The organism is Bradyrhizobium sp. SZCCHNS1050 (assembly GCF_032484785.1).
Taxonomy (GTDB): Bacteria; Pseudomonadota; Alphaproteobacteria; order Rhizobiales; family Xanthobacteraceae; genus Bradyrhizobium.
Genome location: NZ_JAUETR010000002.1, coordinates 602,383 through 626,289 on the forward strand (window position 1 = coordinate 602,383; position 23,907 = coordinate 626,289).

29 protein-coding genes and 1 tRNA gene are annotated in these 23,907 nt (G+C 66.2%); 14 read left to right on the forward strand and 16 right to left on the reverse strand.

The annotated features are described in order from the left end of the window. Position 1: 1 nt before the first annotated feature. Positions 2-286 (reverse strand): hypothetical protein, encoded by a 285-nt coding sequence (locus tag QX094_RS27130; protein WP_316170494.1) that lies wholly within the window; start codon positions 284-286, stop codon positions 2-4. 133 nt (positions 287-419) lie between these two features. On the opposite strand from QX094_RS27130, the gene QX094_RS27135 reads away from it, so the two are divergent. After that, positions 420-569 carry a hypothetical protein gene (locus QX094_RS27135; protein WP_315712075.1) on the forward strand — a complete coding sequence of 50 codons (150 nt, stop codon included), beginning with the start codon at positions 420-422 and terminating at the stop codon, positions 567-569. Between the two features lie 467 nt (positions 570-1,036). Here QX094_RS27135 and QX094_RS27140 read toward each other — a convergent pair whose 3' ends face one another. Further along, complete coding sequence (locus QX094_RS27140) at positions 1,037-1,339, reverse strand: HU family DNA-binding protein (protein ID WP_172109121.1); 303 nt, start codon at positions 1,337-1,339, stop codon at positions 1,037-1,039. Between the two features lie 590 nt (positions 1,340-1,929). Here QX094_RS27140 and QX094_RS27145 point away from each other — a divergent pair. Together QX094_RS27145 and QX094_RS27150 are read left to right on the forward strand one after the other, a co-directional pair. Continuing rightward, complete coding sequence (locus QX094_RS27145) at positions 1,930-2,382, forward strand: VOC family protein (protein WP_315712076.1); 453 nt, start codon at positions 1,930-1,932, stop codon at positions 2,380-2,382. A gap of 267 nt (positions 2,383-2,649) precedes the next feature. Beyond that, a complete protein-coding gene (locus QX094_RS27150; protein ID WP_316173690.1) occupies positions 2,650-3,291 on the forward strand; it encodes a glutathione S-transferase family protein in 642 nt (213 codons plus the stop codon). Positions 3,292-3,296: 5 nt separating this feature from the next. Here the strand turns inward: QX094_RS27150 and QX094_RS27155 are convergent, their stop codons facing one another. From QX094_RS27155 to QX094_RS27170, 4 genes are all read right to left on the reverse strand, one after another. After that, positions 3,297-3,566, reverse strand: a complete 270-nt coding sequence (locus tag QX094_RS27155) for a porin (RefSeq protein WP_316173691.1) — start codon at positions 3,564-3,566, stop codon at positions 3,297-3,299. A 44-nt stretch (positions 3,567-3,610) separates the two neighbouring features. Then, on the reverse strand, positions 3,611-3,868 hold the full coding sequence (locus QX094_RS27160) for a PilZ domain-containing protein (protein WP_315712079.1): 258 nt from the start codon (positions 3,866-3,868) through the stop codon (positions 3,611-3,613). Between the two features lie 165 nt (positions 3,869-4,033). Next, positions 4,034-4,108: transfer RNA gene (locus QX094_RS27165), tRNA-Glu, on the reverse strand. 213 nt (positions 4,109-4,321) lie between these two features. After that, positions 4,322-4,654 (reverse strand): Rieske 2Fe-2S domain-containing protein, encoded by a 333-nt coding sequence (locus QX094_RS27170; protein ID WP_315712080.1) that lies wholly within the window; start codon positions 4,652-4,654, stop codon positions 4,322-4,324. A gap of 214 nt (positions 4,655-4,868) precedes the next feature. Here QX094_RS27170 and QX094_RS27175 point away from each other — a divergent pair, with 214 nt between their 5' ends. Then, positions 4,869-5,621 (forward strand): hypothetical protein, encoded by a 753-nt coding sequence (locus QX094_RS27175; RefSeq protein ID WP_315712081.1) that lies wholly within the window; start codon positions 4,869-4,871, stop codon positions 5,619-5,621. Positions 5,622-5,895: 274 nt separating this feature from the next. Here the strand turns inward: QX094_RS27175 and QX094_RS27180 are convergent, their stop codons facing one another. From QX094_RS27180 to QX094_RS27195, 4 genes are all read right to left on the reverse strand, one after another. Then, positions 5,896-6,021, reverse strand: a complete 126-nt coding sequence (locus QX094_RS27180; protein ID WP_315712083.1) for a hypothetical protein — start codon at positions 6,019-6,021, stop codon at positions 5,896-5,898. A 178-nt stretch (positions 6,022-6,199) separates the two neighbouring features. Next, positions 6,200-6,778 (reverse strand): hemerythrin domain-containing protein, encoded by a 579-nt coding sequence (locus QX094_RS27185; RefSeq protein WP_315712084.1) that lies wholly within the window; start codon positions 6,776-6,778, stop codon positions 6,200-6,202. A gap of 140 nt (positions 6,779-6,918) precedes the next feature. Beyond that, complete coding sequence (hemA, locus tag QX094_RS27190) at positions 6,919-8,148, reverse strand: 5-aminolevulinate synthase (protein ID WP_315751643.1); 1,230 nt, start codon at positions 8,146-8,148, stop codon at positions 6,919-6,921. 183 nt (positions 8,149-8,331) lie between these two features. Beyond that, positions 8,332-9,480 (reverse strand): PLP-dependent cysteine synthase family protein, encoded by a 1,149-nt coding sequence (locus QX094_RS27195; protein WP_316173693.1) that lies wholly within the window; start codon positions 9,478-9,480, stop codon positions 8,332-8,334. A 778-nt stretch (positions 9,481-10,258) separates the two neighbouring features. On the opposite strand from QX094_RS27195, the gene QX094_RS27200 reads away from it, so the two are divergent. The 3 genes from QX094_RS27200 to QX094_RS27210 all read left to right on the forward strand — a co-directional run bounded on the left by QX094_RS27200 (position 10,259) and on the right by QX094_RS27210 (position 13,320). Beyond that, positions 10,259-11,287, forward strand: a complete 1,029-nt coding sequence (locus QX094_RS27200; protein WP_316173694.1) for a PrsW family intramembrane metalloprotease — start codon at positions 10,259-10,261, stop codon at positions 11,285-11,287. Between the two features lie 129 nt (positions 11,288-11,416). Further along, positions 11,417-12,004 (forward strand): HdeD family acid-resistance protein, encoded by a 588-nt coding sequence (locus QX094_RS27205; protein WP_315712090.1) that lies wholly within the window; start codon positions 11,417-11,419, stop codon positions 12,002-12,004. Positions 12,005-12,234: 230 nt separating this feature from the next. Continuing rightward, positions 12,235-13,320 carry a 3-deoxy-7-phosphoheptulonate synthase gene (locus QX094_RS27210; RefSeq protein WP_315751645.1) on the forward strand — a complete coding sequence of 362 codons (1,086 nt, stop codon included), beginning with the start codon at positions 12,235-12,237 and terminating at the stop codon, positions 13,318-13,320. Between the two features lie 49 nt (positions 13,321-13,369). Here the strand turns inward: QX094_RS27210 and QX094_RS27215 are convergent, their stop codons facing one another. From QX094_RS27215 to epmA, 3 genes are read right to left on the reverse strand one after another with little or no spacing between them, the layout of a single operon-like run. After that, positions 13,370-13,627, reverse strand: a complete 258-nt coding sequence (locus tag QX094_RS27215) for a hypothetical protein (protein WP_315712092.1) — start codon at positions 13,625-13,627, stop codon at positions 13,370-13,372. 36 nt (positions 13,628-13,663) lie between these two features. Further along, entirely contained in the window at positions 13,664-14,758 is a 1,095-nt protein-coding gene (locus QX094_RS27220) for a lysine-2,3-aminomutase-like protein (RefSeq protein WP_315826899.1), read from the reverse strand. Beyond that, on the reverse strand, positions 14,755-15,804 hold the full coding sequence (gene epmA / locus QX094_RS27225; protein WP_316173696.1) for an EF-P lysine aminoacylase EpmA: 1,050 nt from the start codon (positions 15,802-15,804) through the stop codon (positions 14,755-14,757). The genes QX094_RS27220 and epmA overlap by 4 nt, the downstream gene beginning before the upstream one ends. Before the next feature lie 138 nt (positions 15,805-15,942). Between epmA and efp the strand changes: the two genes are divergently transcribed. From efp to QX094_RS27240, 3 genes are all read left to right on the forward strand, one after another. After that, a complete protein-coding gene (efp, locus tag QX094_RS27230; protein ID WP_315712097.1) occupies positions 15,943-16,509 on the forward strand; it encodes an elongation factor P in 567 nt (188 codons plus the stop codon). A gap of 39 nt (positions 16,510-16,548) precedes the next feature. Continuing rightward, on the forward strand, positions 16,549-18,165 hold the full coding sequence (locus QX094_RS27235) for a M23 family peptidase (protein ID WP_316188371.1): 1,617 nt from the start codon (positions 16,549-16,551) through the stop codon (positions 18,163-18,165). Positions 18,166-18,226: 61 nt separating this feature from the next. After that, a complete protein-coding gene (locus QX094_RS27240) occupies positions 18,227-18,490 on the forward strand; it encodes a hypothetical protein (RefSeq protein WP_315712100.1) in 264 nt (87 codons plus the stop codon). An 87-nt stretch (positions 18,491-18,577) separates the two neighbouring features. Here QX094_RS27240 and QX094_RS27245 read toward each other — a convergent pair whose 3' ends face one another. Beyond that, positions 18,578-18,760, reverse strand: a complete 183-nt coding sequence (locus tag QX094_RS27245; protein WP_315712101.1) for a hypothetical protein — start codon at positions 18,758-18,760, stop codon at positions 18,578-18,580. Positions 18,761-18,819: 59 nt separating this feature from the next. Next, positions 18,820-19,290, reverse strand: a complete 471-nt coding sequence (locus QX094_RS27250) for a carboxymuconolactone decarboxylase family protein (RefSeq protein WP_315826897.1) — start codon at positions 19,288-19,290, stop codon at positions 18,820-18,822. A gap of 54 nt (positions 19,291-19,344) precedes the next feature. Here QX094_RS27250 and QX094_RS27255 point away from each other — a divergent pair, with 54 nt between their 5' ends. The 4 genes from QX094_RS27255 to QX094_RS27270 all read left to right on the forward strand — a co-directional run bounded on the left by QX094_RS27255 (position 19,345) and on the right by QX094_RS27270 (position 22,938). Continuing rightward, a complete protein-coding gene (locus QX094_RS27255) occupies positions 19,345-19,899 on the forward strand; it encodes a MarR family winged helix-turn-helix transcriptional regulator (RefSeq protein ID WP_316185016.1) in 555 nt (184 codons plus the stop codon). A 60-nt stretch (positions 19,900-19,959) separates the two neighbouring features. After that, positions 19,960-21,180, forward strand: coding sequence for a lytic murein transglycosylase (locus QX094_RS27260; RefSeq protein ID WP_316185014.1), 1,221 nt, complete (start codon positions 19,960-19,962; stop codon positions 21,178-21,180). Between the two features lie 91 nt (positions 21,181-21,271). Beyond that, a complete protein-coding gene (locus QX094_RS27265; RefSeq protein ID WP_316173701.1) occupies positions 21,272-22,042 on the forward strand; it encodes a DUF6968 family protein in 771 nt (256 codons plus the stop codon). A 317-nt stretch (positions 22,043-22,359) separates the two neighbouring features. After that, a complete protein-coding gene (locus QX094_RS27270) occupies positions 22,360-22,938 on the forward strand; it encodes a hypothetical protein (protein ID WP_315751653.1) in 579 nt (192 codons plus the stop codon). A 59-nt stretch (positions 22,939-22,997) separates the two neighbouring features. Here QX094_RS27270 and QX094_RS27275 read toward each other — a convergent pair whose 3' ends face one another. After that, positions 22,998-23,795: an NYN domain-containing protein gene (locus QX094_RS27275; RefSeq protein WP_315751654.1), complete on the reverse strand. Its 798-nt coding sequence runs from the start codon at positions 23,793-23,795 to the stop codon at positions 22,998-23,000. Positions 23,796-23,907: the final 112 nt, after the last annotated feature.

The window sequence follows — 23,907 nt, forward strand, 5'->3', positions numbered from 1 at the left end:
CTTACCAGTGATGACGCCAGTGGTGGTAGCGATGATAGTACGGTCCGCCGTAATAGGCATACGGCCCGGGCGCGTAGACGTAACGCGGGCCGTAGTCGTAGTAGTCGTAGCCCGGACCATAGTAATACGGGTGCGAGGCTGCGATCGCGCCGGCAGTCAACGCTCCCGCCGCGAGGCCGAATGCGAGACCCGGGCCGATGCCGCGCGCCTGTGCCGGTGCGGGTGCCGCCAGTGCGGTGATGGCGACGGCGCCCGCGGTCGCCAGAACAGCCAATGTCTTTCTCATGATCGAATGTCCTCCAATTCCCATGCGTCCAAACAACGCAGATGCGGGGGAGTTGGTTGCAGGCCGGCTCACCGCCGCGCGCGTTGGAACCGTGACCGTCGCCACACGTTCACCGCCATGAGGGAAATCCCCGATGGCATCCTGGCTGGAACTTCTGTTCAACATCATCGGCTATGGCGGATTCGTCGTGCTTGCGTCTTGTCATCCCAGGACCGAGGCGGCCGGTGCGGCGCCTGAAATAGCTGCGGACGACGGAGCGGATCTGACCGGCGAGCGCCGCTGAAGCCGAGCTTTGCGGGCGAGCGCCGCGCCTTCATCCACAGCGGATCCAACGCTTATCCACAGCTCCTCGGCTGGGCTCTTCGGATCGCGGATCAACGGCTTGCCGCGCCATATCCACCGGCTTCTCCCCAGCGCGCGCGACGGCGCTCCCGCGCAGGCCGGAGGGCGTACGGGCCGGTCAATCTTCCCGCAAAGACCTTTGAACCTTCCTGCGCCTCCCAGAGACACATCAGTACTGGGGATTTCAGGGCCCAGTTTCGAGGGTGGCGCCACGCGACGAAGATATTCCGTCGCGCTGGCGCTGCTGTCGTTTTTCGGGCCCCCGCGGTGCCAACCTTCGCGGTCCGGGGACGTCGGCGCTTCGGCGACCGCAACACTCAGCCGCGCTGCAACCACACAGCCCGCAACGAAAAAGGCCTCCTTTTCAGGAGGCCTTTGACGTGATCACGACCGTGACTGACGGTCAGATCAGGCAACCGCGTCCTTGGCGGCCTTGACCGGGCGGGCGCGCACGATCTTGCGGGCCGGCTTGGCCTTGAACATCATCTCTTCGCCGGTGAAGGGGTTGGTGCCCTTGCGCGCCTTCACGGCGGGCTTCTTGACGACGACGAACTTGGCGAAGCCCGGCACCAGGAACACGCCGTTCTTCTTCAGCTCCTTGTGGCCGACGTCGGTGAGCGTCTCCATGACGTTCTTGACGTCGCGCTTGGACAGCTCGGTCGAGGTCGCAATCTTCTCGATCAGTTGCGACTTGGAAAGTTGGGTAGCCATCGTATCTCCTTGTGATTGATACCGGTGAATGACGTGACGACTGCGCGGCTATCAGCGCATTGCTGCGCAGACTGGTCGGGGCTTTCTGGCTGCATTGCACAGCCGGGACTTCAGTCGTCTAGTGGCGTATCACCCCGCGATTTTCGGGATTCTCCTGCATTTCAAGGGGCCCCGAAGCACCCACAGCGGCGCCAAAATTCCAACGGAGCGCGCAGAAGTCAAGCTGCGATGGCGATCGAACGGAGCAAGCGATTCATTTTCCCCTATATTTCCAGGCATTTTCGACGGTCCTGCGTGATTTTGGCCGCACATTGCAGGGGAAACATGCTGAAATCCCTGCATGCGGTCGCATCGCGCTCGTTCATCCATGCCGCGAATCACTGCCAAAACAGCGATTCGCTGGCATACGGAGGCGCTCTCGCAACACCGCGCAGCCCCGTCGAATGCGTCGTCGCGCGCACCGCACATCCGAGCGAGCCGGCGCCGCCGCAGCATCAGGCTCGATACACGGGCGGGCGAATTGCTGCTATGGGTCGGCGTCCGCAGGCGGCCGTTGACCATCCGCTTCGAGTTCAGGGAGAGAAGACACGATGCGTTATCTCCACACCATGCTGCGCGTGCGCAATCTCGACGCCGCGCTCAAATTCTATTCCGATGCGCTCGGCCTCAAGGAGGTGCGCCGGATCGACAACGACAAGGGTCGCTTCACACTGGTGTTTCTCTGCGCACCCGAAGATGAATACCTGCTGAAGAGCCTGCCGCCGACGCGTGGCGCCCCGCTGGTCGAGCTCACCTACAATTGGGACGAGGAGAGCTATGGCGAGGACCGCTTCTTCGGCCATCTCGCCTATGAGGTCGACGACATCTACGCCACCTGCGACCGGCTGATGAAGCTCGGCATCACCATCAACCGGCCGCCGCGCGACGGCAACATGGCCTTCATCCGCTCGCCCGATCTGCACTCGATCGAGCTGTTGCAGAAGGGCGAGCCGAAGGCGCCGGCCGAGCCCTGGCTGTCGATGCCGAACACCGGACATTGGTGAGTCATTCGCCTTCATGATCCAGCCGGAACATCGTGGCCACCCTCGCGTTGTCGCTCCGATTGATGGAGAGGATACGAGGAGGCCGAGATGGGTCGAGGACTTCTATTGTGGTTGTTGGGCGTGCCGATTCCGGTGATCATTCTGCTCTGGCTGTTCTTCGGCCACTGATCGCCGCGAACGATGCGTTCGTCGGAAAAGCCCCGCTTCGAGCGGGGCTTTTTGCGTAACATGGGCTAATGATGACGCTCGCCCAGAGAGGAGCCGAACGTGTCCGCCGACGACAGACTGACGATCTGGGGCCGCCCCAATTCGGTGAACGTGCAGAAGGTGCTGTGGTGTCTCGCCGAGCTCGATGTCGCTTATGACCGTATCGACGCGGGCATGCAGTACGGCCGCAACAACGAGGCGGACTATCTCGCAATGAATCCGAACGGCCGCATCCCGACGCTGGTCGATGGCGATTTCGTGCTGTGGGAGAGCAACGCGATCATGCGCTATCTCTGCCTCGCTTATGGCGACGGCACGCCGCTTTATCCAACGACGCCACAGCACCGCGCCGCGGTGGAGCGCTGGCTGGACTGGACGCTGTCGACGGTGCAGCCGATCGAGCGTCCGCTGTTCTGGGGCTTGGTGCGAACGCCGCCGGAGCAGCGCGACATGGCCGCCTTGCAGAAGGCGGCTGACGACGCCGCGGCGATGTGGCGCATCCTCGACGCGCATCTGACCACGCGCAGCCACGTCGAGGCCGAGCATTTCACGCTCGCCGACATTGCGCTTGGCGCCTATGCCCGGCGCTGGTTCGGAGTCGAAGGTGTCGTCAAGCCGAAGCTGCCGAGCCTCGCGCGCTGGTACGGACAGATCGCGCAACGCCCGGCCTTCATCCGCCACATCGCGCCGCCGCTGTCGTGAGCACCTCAGCGGCTGGTCGAGGTGCCCATCTCGACGCGCAGGGCGCCGCCGACCTTCACGCAGGTATCGGTTCCCTCGACGCGTACGAAGTTGGCGCCGTAGGACGCGCAGGGATTGCTGGTGGCGGCGCCTGAACGGGATGCGGCCTTATTCGGTCCAGCCGCCTTCGGCCCGGGAAGCGATGGCGCAAGAAGCGACGACCCCGGCGAGCCGGCGGCTGCCACGGTCACGGCGGCGAGCACCGCGAGGGCGCCCAGGATGAGAGACCGACACATTCCGCTTGTTAGCGCGTCTGCCGCGGCGAAGCGACACCGGCCGTCTATTTGCCGATGAACTTGACGCCGACCGAGGCGCCGCGGCGCCACACCACCTGGCACTGGCGGCCCGTTCTTGCGTCGCGCGCGAAGGCGAGCCGGATGGTCGCCGGCAGCGCCGCCGCGTCCTGCAGGGTCAGCTTGGCGCCGGCGCTGGAAATGTCCTGAACCAGGCAATGGCGCACGGCGAACCCGCCATCCAGCGTGATCCACGCCGGCTGCTTCATCGATTTGCGGGCTTCCCGCTTCTTGGGCGCGGCCATCATCCTGCTCCTGCTCGCCCGTTGCAGTACGGCAAGGACCCTAATGGACGGTTGACCGGACCCCGACTGCGCGTGCGATTCATCGCTGCAGAACCTCGCGCCGACCGCGTCTCGGCGCAAACCGTCCGTTTCAAGATCGAAGATGGAAGGAATGCCGGCGCGGAGTGGCGCTCCCTAGCGGAATCGAACCGCTCTCTCCACCGTGAAAGGGTGGCGTCCTGACCGATAGACGAAGGGAGCAATACGCACGATGCCAGAGGGCACGAGGCCCCGGTGCCATCGCCGCTTGCACGTTTCGGTAAAACCTTCAGCAAATCAGCAGCTTGAGGCGATGATCTGCGAGGTCGGCTGAACCACCGACGGTGATTCCGTGCCGCGCGCCGAACGTATAGAGGCGTTTCGCCGGCCGGGCAAGCCACCCCGTGGCGGTGTTTCCGGTCTCTTCCCGCGTGCTCAACGGGCCGCAAACAGCGGAGCGATACCGTCCGTGTCGATGTAGACCACGCCGTCCTCGACCTTGACCGGATATTGCGCCAGCGCGCTCTCCGGCGGGTGGAGCGGCGTACCGGTGAAAGCATCCCACGTCCAATTGTGCACGGGGCAACTGAGCACGCGGCCGTCGAAGCCGGCCTCCTCCATCGGCGCCGCCGTGTGCGGGCAGACGCCCTGGAACGCTTTGAGCTCGCCATTGTCGGGCCAGGCAAGGATGACGAGCTGGGCGTCGGCGATGACGAGGCGCATGCCGCCTTCGTCGATGGTGTCGGCCTTGCAGACGCGGGTGAACATTCGCTGGCCTCATGCTCCATTGCGACCATCGCAATCGAAGGACCACGAGCAAAACTCGTTCCGCGGACCGCGCTGTGCCCGCGAGCCCGACAAGACCAAGCCTGACAAGACCATGGCACCCTTCTTGCTGCCTTTCCCGGCATCTCTCGTCGAACGAGCCATCGTGTCGCAAAGGCGACAGACCGCTCGGCGGCGAGTTGCGGCGGAGTGCGACATGACCGACATGACCGAGCTGAGAACACGCAAGGAGCCGCTCAATCTCGCCATCGTGCATGTCGATCCCGACGCCTTCATCGCCAACCTCATGGCTTGGCTCGAGATCACCGCCTTCATCAAGGCGCAGCGCGCCGGCGAGGCCGTGGTGCCTGCCGACGGCAAGACACCCGCATTGTCGGCGGCGCAATTGCAGAACGGCGGCGTCCACGAGGTCGGCAACGACGCGCTGTTCGCCTTCGCGATGACGGCGTCGCTGAAGGGCGACAAGGCCGCGGTCGACAAGGTCGAGACCGCCTTGCTCGACGGCATGGGCAAGGATTTTCCCGGCTCGTTCGCGCTGTGGCACTTCCGCGCCACGATCGATGCGCCGACCACGCTCGACGATTTCGTCGGCCAGGCCGGCAAGAAGATGCTGACAGGCGATCTGCCGCCACCGCCGCTGCGCGCCAAGGAATATTGGAGCGCCGGACTGCGCTTCTTCGAGAAGGCGCGCAAGTCGAACTTCGTCCACGAGATCATGTATCCGCTGGCGAAATGGACGCGGGCGCGCTGGACCGAGACGGCGGAGAAAGGCGTCGCCTTTCTGCATCACATCGAGGACAACGTCCCGGTGCTGCGCGAGGTGCTGGAGGAGCCGCGCAACGACCAGGCCTTCATCGCCAATGTCCTGCTGAAGCTCGCGCCTGCCGTCGATATGGAGTTGAACGAGGAATATCAGGGCTTCCTACGCTCGCTGGCGCGGCGCAACTGACGCAAGGGTGCGGTGTCAATTCCAGCTGACCCGCCCACGCAAAAAGGCCGGCGGGCGTTACGCCGCCGGCCTCTTGTCGCGACTGCCGGCTCCGGCCGTCCGGTTCCGTCGCATTCCTGGGGTATGCGAACAGGGTCGCGCGATCTGGTTAATGATAGGTTAACGCACGTATACCGGAATAACCACGATCATGAACTACAACCATGATCCGGGGTTTGCGTTCCGGCCATGAACCAGCGCGGGGACCATCGAGCGGCGAGATCGGACAAGACCTTCAGCTCAGTTGCAAGGCGCGCTTCGTCTCCCGGCGCAGCGCCTGCTCCTGGCAGCCCGACAGCCGGACGAGTTCCTGGGGATACATGTCATAGCCGTGGCTGCCAAAGGCACTCTGCTGCGCCATCGGGACCTGCGCAGGCGTTCGGGCCGCATCTGCCCCTGCCCCTGCCCCTGCATTCGACGAACCTCGGACCGGATCGAGCCCAGTGTTCAAAGCGGCCATAGCCAGCTCCGCGAAAGAGTGCCTGCCCCCACTGGAACTATAGTCCACCGGTCGCGGGGCGCAATTGGGCAAAACGCCATCAGCCGGCGGTGGCGCGCGCCTGCTCCGCCTCCTGTTCCCAGCGCAGGATGGTCCGCTCGAGATTGTGGAATTTCTCGGCGACGTCGCCGTCGAACAGCGGGTCCTTGCGGTCCGACATGCGGGCGTCGATATCGGCCCAATCCTCCGCCTGAAGGGCGCGCAGCGCCGCGGGAAACAGCAGGGTCTCCTCCTTGCGCAGATGCTCGCGTTGGCTGTCGATGAACTCATGCACGGCGGCGTGGAAGCTCTCGCGCAGGATCTCCTGGTCCGACAGCACCGCGTTCACGGCGTCGGCAAAGCCGCGCAGCCGCTGCGCCTCGGTCTCGTGCTCGTCGTCGACGTCGCCATAGGCTGCGGCCGCGGCAGGGTCGCGTTCGCGCAGCTTGCCGAAGATCATCTCCTCCTTGGGATGATGACAGCGCTGCGGATAGTCCTCGAAATAGGCGATGATGCTCTGCAGGATGTCGTAGTCCGGCCGCCGATTGTGATCGAACAGCTCCAATTCGTGCTCGAGCACCGAGAGAAGCTTCTCGAGATTCTCGTGCTCCTGCAGCAGCGCTTCGATGATCCTTGCCATGGCCGCCCTCGCCTGTGCGCCGGCTGGGCCTTGCCGAACCGGCATTTTCCCTGAACGCAACAGACTACGCCCGCGCGAGCGCGGGCGGCATTGCGGCAGATCAAACTGACAGACCGATGTGACAGGTCAGCGGAAACGGCTCACTCAGCGGCCAGCGCCTGCGGCGCCCGCGCAAGGCCGAGCCGATCCCAGACGTCGACCAGCGCCTCGGCCAGGGCGTCGATCAGGCCGTCATCATGGTAAGGCGATGGCGTGATGCGCAGCCGCTCCAGGCCGCGCGGCACGGTCGGATAGTTGATCGGCTGTATGTAGATGCCGTGCTCGGACAACAGCAGGTCGGACGCCGTCTTGCACTTCTCGGGATCGCCGACATGCACCGGCACGATGTGGGTGTCGGACGGCATGACCGGCAGCCCGGAGGCGTTCAGCACGGCCTTGAGCCGCGCCGCCCGGTCCTGGTGCCGGTCACGCTCCCACTGCGAGGTCTTGAGATGGCGGATCGCGGCGGTCGCGGCGGCGCAAACCGGCGGCGGCAAGGCGGTGGTGAAGATGAAGCCCGGCGCATAGGAGCGGACGGCGTCGATCAGATTGGCATTGGCGGCAATGTAGCCGCCGAGGCAGCCGAAGGCCTTGGCGAGCGTGCCCTCGAGGATGTCGATGCGGGCCATCACGCCGTCGCGCTCGGCGATGCCGCCGCCGCGCGGGCCGTACATGCCGACCGCATGGACCTCGTCGACGTATGTGAGCGCGCCATAACGCTCGGCGAGATCGCAGATCCGGTGCAAGGGCGCGACATCCCCATCCATCGAATACAGGCTCTCGCAGACGATCAGCTTGGGACGGTCGGGATCGGCCGCCCGCAGCAGCTCTTCGAGATGGGCGAGGTCGTTGTGCCGCCAGACCTGCTTCTCGCTCCCGGCCTTGCGGACGCCCTCGATCATCGAATTGTGGTTGAGCGCGTCCGACAGCAGCAGGCAGTTCGGCAGCAGTTTCGCGATGGTCGAGATGCCGGTCTCGTTGGAGACGTAGCCCGAGGTGAACACCAGAGCCGCTTCCTTGCCGTGGAGATCGGCAAGCTCGCGCTCGAGCTCGATCAGCGGATGGTTGGTGCCGGCGATGTTGCGGGTGCCGCCGGCGCCGGTGCCCATGCGCGCGGCAACGTCGACCATGGCGCCGATCACCTTCGGATGCTGGCCCATGCCAAGATAGTCATTGGAGCACCAGATCACGACATCCTTCGGCCCCTCCGGCGAATGCCAGATCGCGCGGGGGAAGCGGCCGGCGAGGCGCTCCAGATCGGCGAAGACGCGATAGCGCCGTTCCTGGTGCAACTGGTCGAGGGCACGGTCGAAATAGCTGTCGTAGTTCATCACCTGATCCGTCCTTCCCCTGCTCGCGTCCCGAACCTGCGTTCCGGCGCGCCCTTGGAGGCCTGTTCGGGGTCGGACCAAAGCGCAATCCGTCGCGTCCTTCGTTGATCCAGATCAGGGATCGCGCACGATGCCGGGCATCCGGATGCCGCTCGCCGCGGTCCGCGACGCCCCCGGAGGCGTTCAGGCGCGCAGCGGGTTCTCCGCATCGGCAACCTCGAGCCGCAGCGGCGCACCGGTGTCGAGGAAGGCGGACAGAGCTGCCTCGTACGGCGCGGGGTCGAGACCGCGCGCGAAGAGCCATTGCGGCTCGTAATAGGTTTGGCGATAGCGCTCCCCGGAATCGCAGATCAGGGTGACCAGTGAGCCGCTCTGTCCATCCTGCCGCATCTCGGCCGCCAGCCGGCACAGCGCCAGGAAGTTGGTCCCGGTCGAGCCGCCGACCGGCCGGCGCAGCCGCCGCGTCAGGACGTTCATCGCCGCGACCGAGGCGGCATCCGGCACCTTCATCATGCGATCCACGACCCCCGGCACGAAGGATGGCTCGCAGCGCGGACGGCCGACGCCCTCGATCAGCGACGGCCGTTCGCACGTCCGGGCGCTGTCGCCGTTGCAGAAGGCGTCGAAGAAGGCCGAATGCTCGACATCGGCGACGCACAGCCGCGTCGGGTGCCGGCGGTAGCGCAGATAGCGGCCGATCGTCGCCGACGTGCCGCCGGTGCCCGCGCCCATCACGATCCATTCCGGGAGCGGACGGCGCTCGCCCTGCAACTGGTTGAAGATCGACTCGGCGATGTTGTTGTTGCCGCGCCAGTCGGTAGCGCGCTCGGCGAAGGTGAACTGGTCCATGTAATGGCCGCCGAGCCGGCTCGCGAGCGCGGCCGCCTCGGCATAGAGAAACCGGCCGTCATCGATGAGATGGCAATTGCCGCCGTAATGCGTGATCGCGGCGATCTTCTCTTCCGAGGTGGTGCGCGGCATCACCGCGTAGAACGGCACGCTGATCATCTGCGCGAAATAGGCTTCCGATACCGCTGTCGACCCGGAGGAGGCCTCGACCACGGGCGTGCCTTCCCGGATGTGGCCGTTGCAAAGCGCATAGAGAAACAGCGATCGGGCCAGCCGATGCTTGAGGCTCCCGGTCGGGTGGGTCGATTCGTCCTTCAGGTAGATGTCGATGCCGGCGAGCGCGGGCACGATCAGCCGGATCAAGTGCGTGTCGGCGGTCCGGCACTGGTCGGCCTCGATGGCCGCCACGGCGTCGTCGACCCAGCCACGGCGATAGCGTGGACCACAGGCTCTGTCGGAAGCTGACCAAGACGGCGAATTCATCGCGGCAACCGACCATGATCCCTTTGCCGCATCAAGCCCGCCCGGCCGCCCATGCCGAGCAAGCTGGGGGCAAATGGCAGTTCGGCGCCGGCTGCCGCGCCTTGGCACCGCAACGGAGCGAAAGGGCTTCGCGTTTGCGCCAGCGAAAAACGCTCGCATCGCTTGCAACTCATGGAATGCACGCGCGAATTTCGGAAGAATTTTTGAATGACGGCGAGAATGGTCAAATATTTGCACGCTTTTGCGGCCAAGCTGGGCATCATCGAATGGCACGACCGAGTCGAGCCTGCATCACGGGCGACCCAAGCCTGCTCCGAGGGGCACCATGAGAGTTCTTTCGATTGTTCTGGTTGCGTGCGCGATCAGTCAGGCCGCTTTCGCTGAAGGTCTGGAATGCCGGCGTGTGGCCGACCCGACACCACGATTGAGCTGCGTGGAAACGCCGACGACCGCCCAGGCGCCAACCACCTCCCGCACCGACGCCTGGACCCCGGTCGAACCGCGCCAGGAGGCCCCGGTGCGCGGCGGCGATGCGACGGCGCCGAGAGCCTCCCGGCCCCGTTGAGACCAGCCGGGCGGCAGCCGACGGCGGCTGCACTCGGCCCTGCAGCGGTCCCTCCCCCAATCGAGCCCCCGGACGGGGTTCTTTCCCTTGAAGAGCGGCTCATTCTGCCGACATGTAGATCTTGCCGTGCGGCCACGGACCGATGTCAAATCCATTCTCCGCGCGGGTGGTGGAGGGTCGGTTCGGCCCCGCCGCATTGGATGATCGGAGACCATGGCTTACTTGCCATCGCAAATGAACCTTCTCGAAGCCCTCGCGACCGTGATCGGCACCGCCGCGATCGCGCCCGCGCTGCTGATCCTCTGGCTGGTGGTCGCCGCCGGTGACAATTCAGGCCCTCCGCTCAAGATCTGGACCGCCTTCCTGCTCGGGGCAGCCAGCGTGCTCCTGCTCGGCATTATCAGGACGCCGTTCCAGCATGTCGGGCTGACATTGGAGAATCCCTGGATCGCCCAGGCGGTCCGGGCCCTTTTTGGCGTCGCCTTGCCGGAAGAGCTCGCCAAGGTCGCGGTGATCGCCGCGCTGTGGTCGCGGCGCCGGCAGGTCGGCAATGCCATGGACACGGTATTCTACGGTGCCGCCGTCGGGCTCGGCTTCGCGGCTTACGAGAACCTGGCTTATCTCGTCCAGCATGCCGAGATGTGGCGCTCGCTGGCGGTGCTGCGCAGCGTGCTCACCGTGCCGTTTCATGGCGCGCTCGGCATCATTGCCGGTGCCTATCTCGCGATCGCCCGCACCAGTACGGCGCTTGGCGCCAACCGCCACAATCGCGAAGGGGCGCGGCTGTCGAGCTGGGCGCTGGTGCTGGCCGCACCCGTGATGCTGCATGCGGCCTTCGACTATCCATTGCTGTTGCTGCAGCGGGCATCGACCCTCGACACCGCCGCGCGCCTCTGGCTCGGCGGCATCAGCGTGCTGATCGGGTTCTCGTCGATCGCCCTTGCCGTGCGGCTGGTGCGCCGGGTCACCCATCACCACACGCCGCGCACCGAGGTGGCGCGGGCAAGGCTGAGCCAGCTGCGCAGGATGTGGGCGCTGCTCCTGCTCGGCGGCGCCGCCGGCTTCGTCGGGCTCGGATTCGTGCTGACCTCCATCCGGCATTGGCTGCTCAACCCTGACCGCAATGTCGCCGCGGTTCTGGTTCCCCTCGGTCTCACCGCGATCATCGTCGGGATGGCCCTTCTGATTGTCACAACGACGATCTATGTTTTCGGTCGCAACCGGATTCGGACGACGGCATAATCCCGGCATCGCGGGGCCGGCAGAGCAACCAAATGCGCATTGCGCGCTTGTCCGGGCCGCAGGTCCTCACCATGTGCGTGGGCAGGCGGCCGCGGCGTTAAGCGCGTGAGCTTGCCCGGAGTGACGATCATGACCCTTCCCCAGGATACGATTCCGCCCGAGCTCGAGCGCATGAAGTCGCAGATGGGCGCAGCCGTGCGCGCGCATTGGAAGGCCTTCCTGATCGAGGGCATCCTGCTCGCCGTTCTCGGCCTGCTCGCGATGATCCTCACCCCGCTGGCAAGCCTCGCGGTCACGATCTTCCTCGGCTGGATGTTCCTGATCTCGGGCATCGCGGGACTCGCGCTCACCTTCTGGGCCCGCGGCATGCCCGGCTTCTGGTGGTCGCTGTTGTCGGCAGTGCTCGCCATCGTCGCCGGAGTCATCCTGGTGGCGCAGCCGGTCCAGGGGACGGTGACGCTAACGATCGTGATCGGCGTCTATTTTCTCGCAGAAGGCGTCGCCACCATCATGTATGCGCTGGAGCACCGCCGCGAGCTGTCCGGGCGCTGGTCGTGGCTGGCAATCTCGGGCGTGGTCGACATCGCGATCGCCGGCATCATCATTTCCGGTCTGCCCGGCACGGCGTTGTGGGCGATCGGTCTGCTGGTCGGCATCAACCTGCTGTTCGGCGGGCTGTCGATGATCGGCATGGCGCTCGCCGCGCGCAACGGTTGACGCCGGAGGGCTCGATTTTCGGGATGACAAGCGGCCGCGCGGCCGCTATAGGATGGGCATGATCAACGCCGCCACCAGCTTTTATTGGTACTTTAGCTACGACAGCTCGCTGGCGGCGGGAGGATCGCGCTCAATCTGACACATTGCAGCAAGATATCCGAACGAGCCGCCAGACCTGGCGGCTTTTTTATTGCCGGCAGGTGCCCACCCAAGAGACCCAGGAGCCCGCCGTGCTGAGCACCACAGACGATCTTCGTATCAAGGAAATCAAGGAATTGAGCCTGCCGGCGGAGGTGATGGGTGAAATCCCCCGCACCCTCACCGCCACCCGTGTGGTGATGGCCGCCCGCAATGCGATCCATGCCATCCTGACCGGCAGCGACGACCGCCTGCTGGTCATCGTCGGCCCCTGCTCCATCCACGATCCCGACGCGGCGGTCGACTACGCCGGCCGCCTCGCCGCCTTGCGCGAGCGCCTCGCCGACCGCCTCGAAATCGTGATGCGGGTCTATTTCGAGAAGCCGCGCACGACCGTCGGCTGGAAAGGCCTGATCAACGATCCCGGCCTCGACAATTCCTTCGACATCAACAAGGGCCTGCGGCTCGCGCGCAGCGTGCTGTCCGCCGTCAACAATCTCGGCCTGCCGGCGGGATGCGAATTCCTCGACATGACGACGCCGCAGTACATCGCCGACCTCGTCGCCTGGGCCGCGATCGGCGCGCGCACCACCGAGAGCCAGATCCACCGCGAGCTGGCCTCCGGCCTGTCGTGCCCAGTCGGCTTCAAGAACGGCACCGACGGCAACATCCGTATCGCCGCTGATGCGGTCAAATCCGCGGCCCACCCGCACCATTTCATGGCGGTGACCAAGGGTGGCCGTTCGGGCATCGCGGCCACGACCGGCAACGAGGACTGCCACATCATCCTGCGCGGCGGCAGCGGCCCCAATTACGACGCCGCCCATGTCGAGCAGGCCGCGGCCGAGCTGATCAAGTCCGGACTGCCGGCGCGGCTGATGATCGACACCAGCCATGCTAATTCGAGCAAGAAGCCGGAGAACCAGCCGCTGGTCGCCGCCGACGTCGGCCGCCAGCTCGCCGCAGGCGAGCAGCGCATCATGGGCGTGATGATCGAGAGTCACCTCATCGCGGGACGCCAGGACGTCAAGCCGGGCGTGGCGCTGACCTACGGCCAGAGCATCACCGACGGCTGTATCGGCTGGGACACGACGGTGGAGGTGCTGGAGCAGCTCGCCGAAGCCGTCGCCGCCCGGCGTGCGGCGCTTCGCAACTCCCCGCGTGAGCGCTCGGCGTAACACTCACGACCGATCAAGCGGCGCGCGTCGGGCGCGCCGCAGATCGCGCTCAGCAGCCGCGGCAGATGCCCTTGATCTTGCGATCGAGCTCGCGGTCTTCCTTGGTCGTGCCGCTCATCGAATTGTCCTCAGCCTGCTCGGCCTTCGGCAGGTCGCTGGGGCGCACCTGACGATGGCCGACCGGCGCCTGCGGCGGCATGCCGCTCTTCGATCCGGTGCCGGCGGAGGAGCCGCTGCCGCTCTGCGCCAGCGCGATGCCATCGGTGACGGCCATCAGGAGCCCCATCGCGATCGCAAATTTCTTCATGTTGCTCCTCCGTGTCAGCGGAATCGGCAGGACACTTCATCCCGCGGCGGGCGGATAGAGGTGCGCCTCACCGCAATAGTCAATCACACGATAGCGCGTTTGCGCAGCTGCCGCATGATCCTGCTCAACAGTTTCATCCGCAGTGAGGTATTGCGGCCCCACCGGCGCCTTGCCGTAGCCGCCGGGGATGTCGAGCACGTAGTCGGGCTGGCACAGGCCGGACACCCGGCCGCGTAGCGTTCGAATCAGCGCCTGCCCTTGCGCCAGCGTGGTGCGCAGATGCGCCGTGCCCGGCGCGAGGTCGCCATGGTGCAGGTAATACGGCTTGATGCGGGTCTCGACGAAGCCGCGCATCAGCGCCTCCAGGGTCGCCGCGTCATCATTGACGCCGCGCAGCAGCACCGACTGGCTGACCATGGGAATGCCGGCATCGATCAGCCGCGCGCAGGCCGCGCGCACCGGCGGACTCAATTCGCGCGGATGATTGGCATGCAGCGCGATCCAGGTCGTTGCGCCCGGCGCCTTCAGCGCGTCAACCAGCGCCGGCGTGATGCGCTGGGGATCGGCGACCGGCAAACGGGTGTGGATACGGACGATCCTGACGTGATCGATGCCGGCGAGATCGGCCATGATCTCCTTCAGCCGCCGCGGCGACAGCATCAGCGGATCGCCGCCGGTGAGGATCACCTCCCAGATCTCGTCATGTGCGCGGATGTAGTCGAGCGCCGCGCGATAGGCCTCCTCCGACAGCGCATTGTCCTTGCCGGGCCCGACCATCTCGCGACGGAAGCAGAAGCGGCAATAGACCGCGCAGACATGCACCAGCTTGAGCAGCACCCGATCGGGATAGCGGTGCACGATGCCCGGCACCGGCGCATGCGAATCGTCGCCGATCGGATCGCCGCGCTCGCCAGGCGCGGCCTTCAGCTCATCCGTGCTGGGCACGAACTGGCGCGCAATCGGATCATTCGGATCGTCGACGTCGATCAGGTCGGCGAGATGCGTCGTCACCGCCACGGCATAGCGCTGCGCCACGCGCGCCAGCGCCGGCTGGTCCGCCGCGTCAGCCAAGCCCTGCGCGACGAGATCCTCGGCGCTGCGCAACGTGGTCGGACGTTCGATCCTGTTCATCGCTCACCTGCCGGCGGCGTCCACACCACCTGATCGATCCTGGTGGCGCCGGCCGCCAGCATCACCAGGCGGTCGAAGCCGAGCGCCACGCCGCTCGCCTGCGGCATCGCGGCCACGGCGGCGAGGAAGTCCTCGTCGAGCGGATAGCGCTCGCCATAGCGGCGCTCCTTCTCGGCCATCTCCTGCTCGAAGCGGCGGCGCTGCTCGGCGGCGTCGGTGAGCTCGCCGAAGCCGTTGGCGAGCTCGACGCCGCAGGCATAGACCTCGAACCGCTCGGCGACGCGGGGGTCGGCCGCCACCCGCGCCAGCGCGGCCTCCGGCGCCGGATATTCATGGAGCACCGTGAGCCGACCCTGCCCGAGATGCGGCTCGACATGCTCGACCAGCACCTTGCTGAACAGGTCCGACCAGGTGTCGTCGTCGCTGATCCGGATCTTGCCGGCGGCGGCCTGGGCCAGCGCCCCACGGTCGCCCGCACCGTCGCGGATGGTCGCGAGCAGGTCGATCCCGGCATGGCGCGCGAACGCGCCGGCAACCGTCAGCAGCTCTGGCTCGGCGAAGGGATCAGCGGTGCGGCCACGGAAGGCGAACCGCCGGATTCCGGTCGCCTGAGCCGCATGGGCGATCACCACGACCGTGTCGGCCATGATCGCGTCGTAGGGCACCTCCGCCCGATACCATTCCAGCATGGTGAATTCCGGCAGGTGCAGGTCGCCGCGCTCGCGGTCGCGGAACACGCGGGCGAACTCGAAGATCCGCCGCTCCCCGGCCGCCAGCAGCTTCTTGCAGGCGAATTCCGGCGAGGTTCGAAAATACCGCCGGTGCCGGGTCCCGTCCGGCGCCGTCAGGTCGGTGCGCGGTGCGTGCAGATGGGTCTCGTTGCCCGGCGACACCTGCAGGATGCCGGTCTCGACCTCGGTAAACCCCTGCTCGTCGAACCAGGCCCGCAACGCCCTGGTGATGGCGGCCCGGGCGAGCAGGAACGGCCTGACATCGGCGTGCCGCTGCGGCGACCACCACGGCGAAGGCGCGGGCTCCCGGGACATCAGGAGGTCGTCCGTTCGGGCCGCAAAAGACTGGCAACCCCGGACAAAATCAGTATGTTGCCGCCCGAAACCGCATTCCGCGTCGCGTGGCGCCCCGGCTTGGTCCGGCGCCCCCTTTTCAGTGTCAGGAAAACAGCTTTGAAAGTCATCGCCAGCTCTATTCGCAAGGGTAACGTCATTGAGCAAGATGGAAAGCTCTATGTCGTCGTGACCGCCGAGAACATCCATCCCGGCAAGGGCACCCCGGTCAGCCAGATCGAAATGCGCCGAATCAGCGACGGCGTGAAGATCTCCGAGCGCTTCAAGACCACCGACCAGGTCGAGAAGGCGACGATCGAGGAGCGCAACTTCACGTACCTCTACGAGGATGCGGACGGCTTCCACTTCATGAACCCGGAGACCTACGACCAGGTCCAGGTGCCGAAGGACGTGGTCGGCAACCAGGCCGCCTATCTTCAGGAGAACATGACGGTCAAGCTGTCGATGCACGACGTGGTCCCGGTGGCGATCACGTTGCCGCAGCGCGTCACGCTCGAAGTGGTCGAGACCGAGCCGGTCACCAAGGGCCAGACCGCGTCGTCGTCCTACAAGCCGGCGGTGCTCTCCAACGGCGTTCGCACCGGCGTGCCGGCGCACATCACGGTCGGCACCCGCATCGTCGTCATGACCGAGGACGGCTCCTACTGCGAGCGCGCCAAGGACTGAGGCATCTCGAGGATCTGACGCCGGGGGGCGCGGGGGGATTTGGGGGCACGGGTCATCACACTCATCGCCGCCCTGGCGGCGATCATCACGCTGGCCGCGCCGTCCACGACGCGCGCGGCCGATGACTTTGCTCCGCTCGCCCTCACCATCAACCGCGCCGACTGGCGCGCGGCGCTGGACCAGCTCCGCTCCGAACTCAACGCGGCGCCCGAGGTCGCTGCCGACTTCGCTCTGTCCGCGCACCGGAGCAGCGTTTCGGCCGGCGATGCGCGGCGCAGGCCCGCGCTGATCCAGCTCAACGGCGTGACCTCGACCATCTTCACGGGGATCGGACGCAGTCCGGTCCCCGTTTTGCTGCCGTTCGACGCCGCGTCCTATCTTGCTGCGCGCCGCAGCGCCGCCATCGCGGCGCGCGATCTGCCGCGCTATCAGGCCGACTTCCAGACCGACCTGTTCGATGCCGGCCCGTCCGGCTACGACGCCGTGTTCTCGCTGCCGCCGGAGACGGCCTCCGGCCTGCCGCCGCGCGTCTTCGCAAAGCCGGTCGAGATCCAGATCACCGGCTCGCTCCTCACCTACGAGGTCGCCGATCCCGCCGGCGGCAAGGGCGAAGGCGTCAAGGCGCTGTCAGCGCAATATCCCGATCTGCGCCGCTTCATCCGCGAGGGCTATGTCCGCTACGCCTTCACGCGTTTCGGCGTGCCCTACGTGGTCTCGATCCAGTGCCTGGACAGCGCGCCGCGGCCGCGCCGGCTCGCCTGCCGCGAGGCCTATCCCATCGCCGAACGCTTTCTCAAGGCGCTCCGCATCGCCGGCGGGCAGCCGTCGCGAATCCCGCCGGAGATCGCGCCGCTCGCCGCCGAGCGCCCGCTCACGCTGGATGCCGATTTCACCTATCGGCCCGTTGGCGACATCGTCGCCAACAGCGGCGGACGCAGCCGGAGCGGGCGGGCCGACCGCACCGTCTATTCGCAGATCCGCTATCCGCTGGATGCGCCGGCCTATGTGCATTCGCAGTCGTTCGGCCGCCGGCGCGCGAGCGACAAATTCGACCAGCCATGGAGCCAGTATCCCTGGCGCGACAATTTCTGCGAGGCGCGCAGCTTCAACGTCGGGCAGTGCGCCAGCGGCTTCGGCCATCAGGGCCAGGATCTCAGGCCGGGCGCCTGCCCGGTGCGCCGCGACGGCGCGGACGGCTGCAACCCGTGGCGGCAGCGCGTGCTCGCCGTGCGCGACGGCGTCGTGATCCGCTCGACCCGGCAGCAGGCGGTGACGGTGCAGGTCAACAGCGGCACCGAGCACATCCGCTTCCGCTACATGCACATGAATCCAGCGGCGATGGATGCCGACGGCCTGCTCAACGGCCGCAGCCTTCGCGAGGGCGAGCCGATCGGCGTGGTCTCGAACTATCTCGACCATCCCAACGGCACCACGCGCCATCTGCATTTCGACGTCCAGTTGTTCACGCGCGACGGCTGGATCTGGGTCAATCCCTACGTGACGCTGATCACAGCCTATGAGCGCCTGATCGGCGGCCGCGGCCGCGAGGTCGGGCTGGAGGAGATCGCCGCGTCGCCGCCGTCGACCACCGGCGCACTCGGATCGTCACCGCTCGGACCAGCGGCCGACGCTGCCGCAGGGCGCGACCGGAACTGATCGCCGGCTGGCCCGGAACCGGGACCCACCGCTCCGGGTTGTCTGGTCAGGAGGATCGCAGATGATGACAGCCAACCCGCATCGCAGAGCCGGACCAGCGCTCGTTTCAACCGCGATTGCGCTGCTCTGCGTGGGCGCGCTGACGATGCTGGTGCGCGACCGCTGGCATCCGCCGGAAATCAAGTCCGCCGAGGCGGCACGGCATTCGATGACCGGCCAGGTCGCCCGCGCCGCCGGCGCGCGCGTGATGCCGACCGACCCCAGCCTCGCGGTCGAGCCGAAGCCGGAAGGTCCCCAGCGGGCGCAGCCGGCGAATCCGTTTTGAGCGCAGCCCCCTTGCTGATCAGTTCGAGCTGACTGCAAGCGGCATGTGTCTCTTGCAACTCCAAGGAGACGGCCAAGGAGCAAGAAGTCATGCCGACCACTTGTCCTCTTCGCGGCGGTGCTCCTCGGCGTTGAGACGATCCGCAATCTCTTGCGCCATCGCCTCGTTCTTCGTCGTTGCGATCGGCTTGCCGTCCTGGCGCTGCACGCGCTCCTTGTCGGCTTCCAGCGGAAAATCCTCCGGCTTGAGCGGTTCGTCCGTCCCGGTCATGCGCGCCTCCTCTGCCTCCCGCGTATAACCCGCCGGGCCGTGCTGCGGTTCCGGACAACTCACGAAGCCGCCCGCACCGGCCGCTCCGCCGGCGTCCAGCGGAAGGCGACGCCATAGCGATTCCAGAGATTGATCACGCCGATCGCCGACGTCAGGAACACCAGCTCCGTTTCCGAGAATTCGGCCCGGGCCTGAGCATAGACCTCGTCGCTGACGCCGCCCTGCAGCGTGGTCAGCGCCTCGGTGAACGCCAGCGCCGCGCGCTCGCGGGCCGAGAATTGCGGCGCCTCGCGCCACACCACGACAAGATTGATCTTGTCGGCGGACACGCCGAGCTTCTCGGCCAGCAGCACATGATGCTGCACGCAGAATGCGCAGCCGTTGATCTGCGACGCCCTGATCTTGACGAGTTCGAGCAACTGCTTGTCGAGGCCGGCCTTCGCCGCCTGCTGACTCACCGCAAGGATGGCGTCGTAAAGCTCCGGCGCCTGGCTCCGGAACGCGGTGTACTCGCTGCGCGCATGTGACATGTGTCTGTCTCTCATGTTATCAGATGTCTGACAACTTATCAGGGCTCTGATGATATGCGCAAGGCACCGGAATTGACGACCTCGCGAGCGTCGCGAAAGGCTGGCCCCGCGCGTCGGCCCAGGAGTCAAACCCGGACTCGACCCAGGACGGCGGCCCGCCCGCCATCGCCCGGCGAGGGCAAGCGCGGCGAGGACGGCTACCTTGCCTATCTGCTGCGCCAGGCGCAGGCCGCGGCGCGGTTGTCGCTCGACCGCGCGCTCATCGCGACCGGGCTGACCCATCCGCAATTCGTGGTGCTGACGATGCTGAAGGCCTATCCCGGGCTGTCCGGCGCCGACCTCGCCCGCGTCGCGCTGCTGACGCCGCAGACCGTCAACGTGATCATCGGCAATCTCGAACGCGACGGCGCCATCGAGCGGACGCCGCATCCCGTCCACGGTCGGATGCTGCGATGGAGCCTGACGCGCCGCGGGCTGGCGCTGCTGGCCAAGGCGCGCCGGCAGGCCACCATCATCGAGCGCAGGCTGGCCCGCGGCTTGAAACGGAGCGAGCTCGCGACCATCCGCCGCTGGCTGGCGCACGTCGCCGCCGACCTCCACGGCGCCTAGCGGGTTCCCGCCGCTCCCAAGGCTTTGCCGCGCCCCGCCCTGACCGGGTAGACTGGCGCCATGACCCAGCCCGATTCCATGACCCGCCGCGCCCTGCTCCGCTCCGGCTTTGGCGCTGCCGCGCTGCTCGTCCCCGCGCTGCCGGCAGCGGCTGCCCCGGCCGAGTTCGACGCCTGGCGCGACGGGTTTCGCGCCCGCGCGCTCGCCAAGGGCATCTCGCCGGCCACCTGGACGCGGGTCATGGCGCGGCTCGAGCCCGACATGACCGTGTTCAAGGAGATGCGCAACCAGCCGGAATTCAAGGAGCAGCTCTGGCAATACATCAACCGTCGCGTCTCCGACTGGCGCGTCATCAACGGCAAGATCGCGCTGCAGAAGAACGAGGCGCTGTTCGCCCGCATCGAGAAGGACTTTGGCGTCGAGCGCGGCACGCTTCTCGCGCTGTGGGGCGTCGAGTCCGCGTTCGGCGATCCCCTGGTGCAGCAGAACCACATGCGCCCGGTATTTCCGGCGCTCGCCGCGCTCGCCTGGAACGAGCCGCGGCGCAAGGCCTATTGGGAGACCGAGCTCACCAATGCGCTGAAGATCGTCGACCGCGGCTGGAGCACGCCGGAGGAGATGCGCGGCTCCTGGGCCGGCGCCATGGGTCACACGCAATGGATGCCCGAGGTCTGGCTCAATGTCGGCTTCGACTATGACGGCGACGGCAAGATCAACCCGTTCGGCCGGCCCGACGACGCGCTCGGCTCGACCGCGCGCTATCTCGTCAACCGCGGCAAATATCACCGCGGCGAGCACTGGGGCTACGAGGTGCGCGCGCCCGGCAACATGTCTGGCAGTCGCAGCTATGCGGCGTGGCAGGCGGCCGGCGTCACCCGCGCCGACGGCCAGCCGTTCCCGCAGCCCAATGCGTCAGCGCAGCTCTGGATCCCGGTCGCAGGCGGCCCCGCCTTCCTGCTCGGCCCGAACTTCTACTCGGTGAAGTCCTACAATCCGGCCATGAGCTACGCGCTCGCGATCTGCCATCTCGGCGACCGCATCCTGGGGGCACCGCCGTTCCTGCAGCCCTTCCCCGGCTCCGAGCGCGCGCTGACCTTGGCCGAGGTGCAGGAGATGCAGAAGCGCCTGACCGCAGCCGGCTTCGACACCGGCGGCACCGACGGCCGCGTCGGCAACGACACCATGAAAGCGATCCGCGACTTCCAGGCCAAGGCCGGCCTCCAGCCGGCCGACGGCTATGGCGGGCTCAAGGTGCTGGCGAAGCTGCGGCAAGGCGGCTGACGGCCGTCCGCGCGGGTCGGATCGCGCATACGTGCTTACCGCTCGCCGCACGAATTCATCGGGATCAGGAACCTATCGACCGGAGTGAGCAATGACGATGATCGTGGCCGAGCGCACCTACCGGAATGTGGCGACAGGCAACGATGTCGCCGCGCGGGTGTTCGCGCCCGAACGGGTCGACGACTTCGAGTGGCGCTGCAGGATTGCCATCGAGGGGCTGGAGAGCCCCGTCGACAAGTGGATCAGCGGTGTCGACTCGTTTCAGTCGCTGTGTCTGGGGCTGAAACTCCTCTGCAGGCTGCTTACGGAGGACGAGGGGAGCCTCGCCTTCCTCAATGGAGACCCCGGTGACGTCGATGTCCCGCTGATCGCAGACTGCTGCTTTCCGCAAACGCGGACCGAGGCTTTGCGCTTCATCACCGAGCGCGACCGCGAGCTGCTCGACGCCCTGCCTGGTCCGATCCCGTCGGTGCCGCCGGAAAATGTACCCGAGACGAAATTGACCGAGGTCGTCGCCGAGCGTGTGCTGCGCGATGTGACGACGGACACCGCCGTCGTCGCCAGACTGTCCGCGCCCAGACGGGCCGGACCGAGATCCTGGTACTGTGACATTGAAATTCGCGGCTTGGGCAACCCGTTCGAAATGGCCATCTCCGGCGTGGATTCGTTCCAGGCCTTGTATCTGGGCCTTTACCGGACCTGCGTCCATCTGGAGAAGCACGAGCATCACCTGGCCGATGCCGTGGACGGCGCACCGGCGGGAGACGCCAATCTTCCCTTCATCTCGTTCTGTCCGCCCGAGGCGAAGCAAGAGGTCCATCGCTACATGCACGACAAGCTCACGACGGAGGCCCGGCCGTAGCGACGGCGCGGAGTACGACGACCACTGGTCATTGTTCGCGATGACGGAGGGCTGAGGGCCTCCTCGATTGCGGCCACGGTCACACCTTGGCCGCCCACACGCCGGCTAGACTTCAGTGCCCTAGCTCTGGGCGGCGAATACGAATTGCGGGGATTGTTTGTAGGTTCCCTGAACTACACCATGGGAACTCAAACTTCATAGGACAGTCGTATTGTCCAACTGGACACAATTTACCCATTCTTTTGATCTGATTTCGAGCATCTGACGGCATGTTTATCAGTATGCGTGTGTACATCAACTAACAACGGAGCGACGCCATGCGTGTCGCGTTGATCCTCATCGTCATGGCAACCATGACGTCTCCATCGCAAGCGTCTCCTTCGTGTATGAACAAGAGCGAGGCGCGTCATCACTTCGGTTCGGTGCATATTTACTGGCATGGCTCAAACCACTGTTGGGACGCCACACCAATGACGAGGCGCCGCCACATAGCGAGAGTTGAACGCCAAACTGCCGAGCGCAAGCTGCAGAAGGAGCAGCCGCCGCATTGGCGCGACGCGCGATCGGAAATGTTGGCCGCCGCCCGGCCGTTTGAGCCGAGCACTGAATCAGACGACCCGCCCGAGACGACGATGACCAGATCCAACTGGTCAGCGCGGTGGATCGATGTCGCGCAAGTTGGTCCAGTGTCTCTCCCCCAGAGCCTCCCCGCCTCCATACCCGCAGCGTCAAATTCCAAACATCAGGCCGAATCCGGCGCGGAGTCTTATGGCGTCGCCCTGATCGTTGTAGGCTCAATGTTGCTGCTTATCGTTGTCGTCGGATTCATGTTCCGACCTGGCGATACGCGCATAGGAGTGATGTTCGCGGCCGTGCACCGCCGAATGTACTCTTGAGTTCGTGGCCGCTCGCAAGTTCTCTCCGACCACGACACGCTGCCACCGCACCGACTGGATCACGATTTGGCCGTCGCCTCGCGGTGGCCGGACCTCGACGCCCGCGCCTTGGGCTGCGACGCGCTCGCCGCCTTCACGCGGATGCGCACCGAGCCGCCGCCCTTGGACTGTTCCTCGATCTCGAAACCGCCCGTCTTGCGCACGAGGTCGCTGAGCTTGCGGCAGCCATAGGTGCGTGGATCGAAGTCGGAGACCAGGTTGGAGAGCTGCTTGCCGACCTCGCCGAGCGCGACCCAGCCGTCCTCGCTCTCCATCTGCGTGATGACCTTCTTGATCATCGGCGTCGCCGCGCTGATCGGCAGCAGCGACTTCGGCGCCGCAGCGCTGTCCGCGTCCTTGCTGCTCGCCGCGTCGCTGCGCAAATTCTCCGTGTAGATGAACCTGCGGCAGGCCTGCCGAAAGCTCTCCGGCGTCTTCTGCTCGCCGAAGCCGAACACGTCGATGCCCTGCTCGCGGATGCGCGCCGCCAGCCGGGTGAAGTCGCTGTCGGACGACACCAGGCAGAAGCCGTCGAAGCGTCCGCTATGCAACAGGTCCATCGCATCGATCACCAGCGTGATGTCGGAGGCGTTCTTGCCGGTCGTGTAGGCGAACTGCTGCTGCGGCACGATCGCGTGGCGCGCCAGCGTATCGGCCCACGGCCTCGAGCGCGGGCTGGAGAAGTCGCCATAGATCCGGCGCACGCTCGCCTCGCCGATCTTGGCGATCTCCTCGAACAGCCCGTCGACGATCTTGGCGGAGGCATTGTCGGCGTCGATCAGGACGGCCAGACGCGGCGAGCGGGGTTCGGACGGCATCAGATGGTCCTTGAGTAGGCCTTGGTCTCATTCCTTATACGCGGGCCGACGTCCATTCGAATGATTTTCTTGAAGCGAATGACGAGACTCGCGATGCGCGACAGGGCGCGGC

What these genes read in the sequence shown, in the direction of transcription:
- QX094_RS27245 (WP_315712101.1), bottom strand. Translation starts at nt 18,760, where the DNA reads ATGACCGGGACGGACGAACCGCTCAAGCCGGAGGATTTTCCGCTGGAA.
- QX094_RS27130 (WP_316170494.1), bottom strand. Translation starts at nt 286, where the DNA reads ATGAGAAAGACATTGGCTGTTCTGGCGACCGCGGGCGCCGTCGCCATC.
- QX094_RS27240 (WP_315712100.1), top strand. Translation starts at nt 18,227, where the DNA reads ATGATGACAGCCAACCCGCATCGCAGAGCCGGACCAGCGCTCGTTTCA.
- QX094_RS27160 (WP_315712079.1), bottom strand. Translation starts at nt 3,868, where the DNA reads ATGGCCGCGCCCAAGAAGCGGGAAGCCCGCAAATCGATGAAGCAGCCG.
- QX094_RS27185 (WP_315712084.1), bottom strand. Translation starts at nt 6,778, where the DNA reads ATGGCAAGGATCATCGAAGCGCTGCTGCAGGAGCACGAGAATCTCGAG.
- QX094_RS27155 (WP_316173691.1), bottom strand. Translation starts at nt 3,566, where the DNA reads ATGTGTCGGTCTCTCATCCTGGGCGCCCTCGCGGTGCTCGCCGCCGTG.
- QX094_RS27180 (WP_315712083.1), bottom strand. Translation starts at nt 6,021, where the DNA reads ATGGCGCAGCAGAGTGCCTTTGGCAGCCACGGCTATGACATGTATCCC.
- QX094_RS27170 (WP_315712080.1), bottom strand. Translation starts at nt 4,654, where the DNA reads ATGTTCACCCGCGTCTGCAAGGCCGACACCATCGACGAAGGCGGCATG.
- QX094_RS27175 (WP_315712081.1), top strand. Translation starts at nt 4,869, where the DNA reads ATGACCGACATGACCGAGCTGAGAACACGCAAGGAGCCGCTCAATCTC.
- QX094_RS27135 (WP_315712075.1), top strand. Translation starts at nt 420, where the DNA reads ATGGCATCCTGGCTGGAACTTCTGTTCAACATCATCGGCTATGGCGGA.
- QX094_RS27195 (WP_316173693.1), bottom strand. Translation starts at nt 9,480, where the DNA reads ATGAATTCGCCGTCTTGGTCAGCTTCCGACAGAGCCTGTGGTCCACGC.
- QX094_RS27265 (WP_316173701.1), top strand. Translation starts at nt 21,272, where the DNA reads ATGACGATGATCGTGGCCGAGCGCACCTACCGGAATGTGGCGACAGGC.
- QX094_RS27220 (WP_315826899.1), bottom strand. Translation starts at nt 14,758, where the DNA reads ATGAACAGGATCGAACGTCCGACCACGTTGCGCAGCGCCGAGGATCTC.
- QX094_RS27260 (WP_316185014.1), top strand. Translation starts at nt 19,960, where the DNA reads ATGACCCAGCCCGATTCCATGACCCGCCGCGCCCTGCTCCGCTCCGGC.
- QX094_RS27250 (WP_315826897.1), bottom strand. Translation starts at nt 19,290, where the DNA reads ATGTCACATGCGCGCAGCGAGTACACCGCGTTCCGGAGCCAGGCGCCG.
- QX094_RS27140 (WP_172109121.1), bottom strand. Translation starts at nt 1,339, where the DNA reads ATGGCTACCCAACTTTCCAAGTCGCAACTGATCGAGAAGATTGCGACC.
- QX094_RS27270 (WP_315751653.1), top strand. Translation starts at nt 22,360, where the DNA reads ATGCGTGTCGCGTTGATCCTCATCGTCATGGCAACCATGACGTCTCCA.
- hemA (WP_315751643.1), bottom strand. Translation starts at nt 8,148, where the DNA reads ATGAACTACGACAGCTATTTCGACCGTGCCCTCGACCAGTTGCACCAG.
- QX094_RS27200 (WP_316173694.1), top strand. Translation starts at nt 10,259, where the DNA reads ATGGCTTACTTGCCATCGCAAATGAACCTTCTCGAAGCCCTCGCGACC.
- QX094_RS27215 (WP_315712092.1), bottom strand. Translation starts at nt 13,627, where the DNA reads ATGAAGAAATTTGCGATCGCGATGGGGCTCCTGATGGCCGTCACCGAT.
- QX094_RS27275 (WP_315751654.1), bottom strand. Translation starts at nt 23,795, where the DNA reads ATGCCGTCCGAACCCCGCTCGCCGCGTCTGGCCGTCCTGATCGACGCC.
- QX094_RS27205 (WP_315712090.1), top strand. Translation starts at nt 11,417, where the DNA reads ATGACCCTTCCCCAGGATACGATTCCGCCCGAGCTCGAGCGCATGAAG.
- QX094_RS27145 (WP_315712076.1), top strand. Translation starts at nt 1,930, where the DNA reads ATGCGTTATCTCCACACCATGCTGCGCGTGCGCAATCTCGACGCCGCG.
- epmA (WP_316173696.1), bottom strand. Translation starts at nt 15,804, where the DNA reads ATGTCCCGGGAGCCCGCGCCTTCGCCGTGGTGGTCGCCGCAGCGGCAC.
- QX094_RS27255 (WP_316185016.1), top strand. Translation starts at nt 19,345, where the DNA reads ATGCGCAAGGCACCGGAATTGACGACCTCGCGAGCGTCGCGAAAGGCT.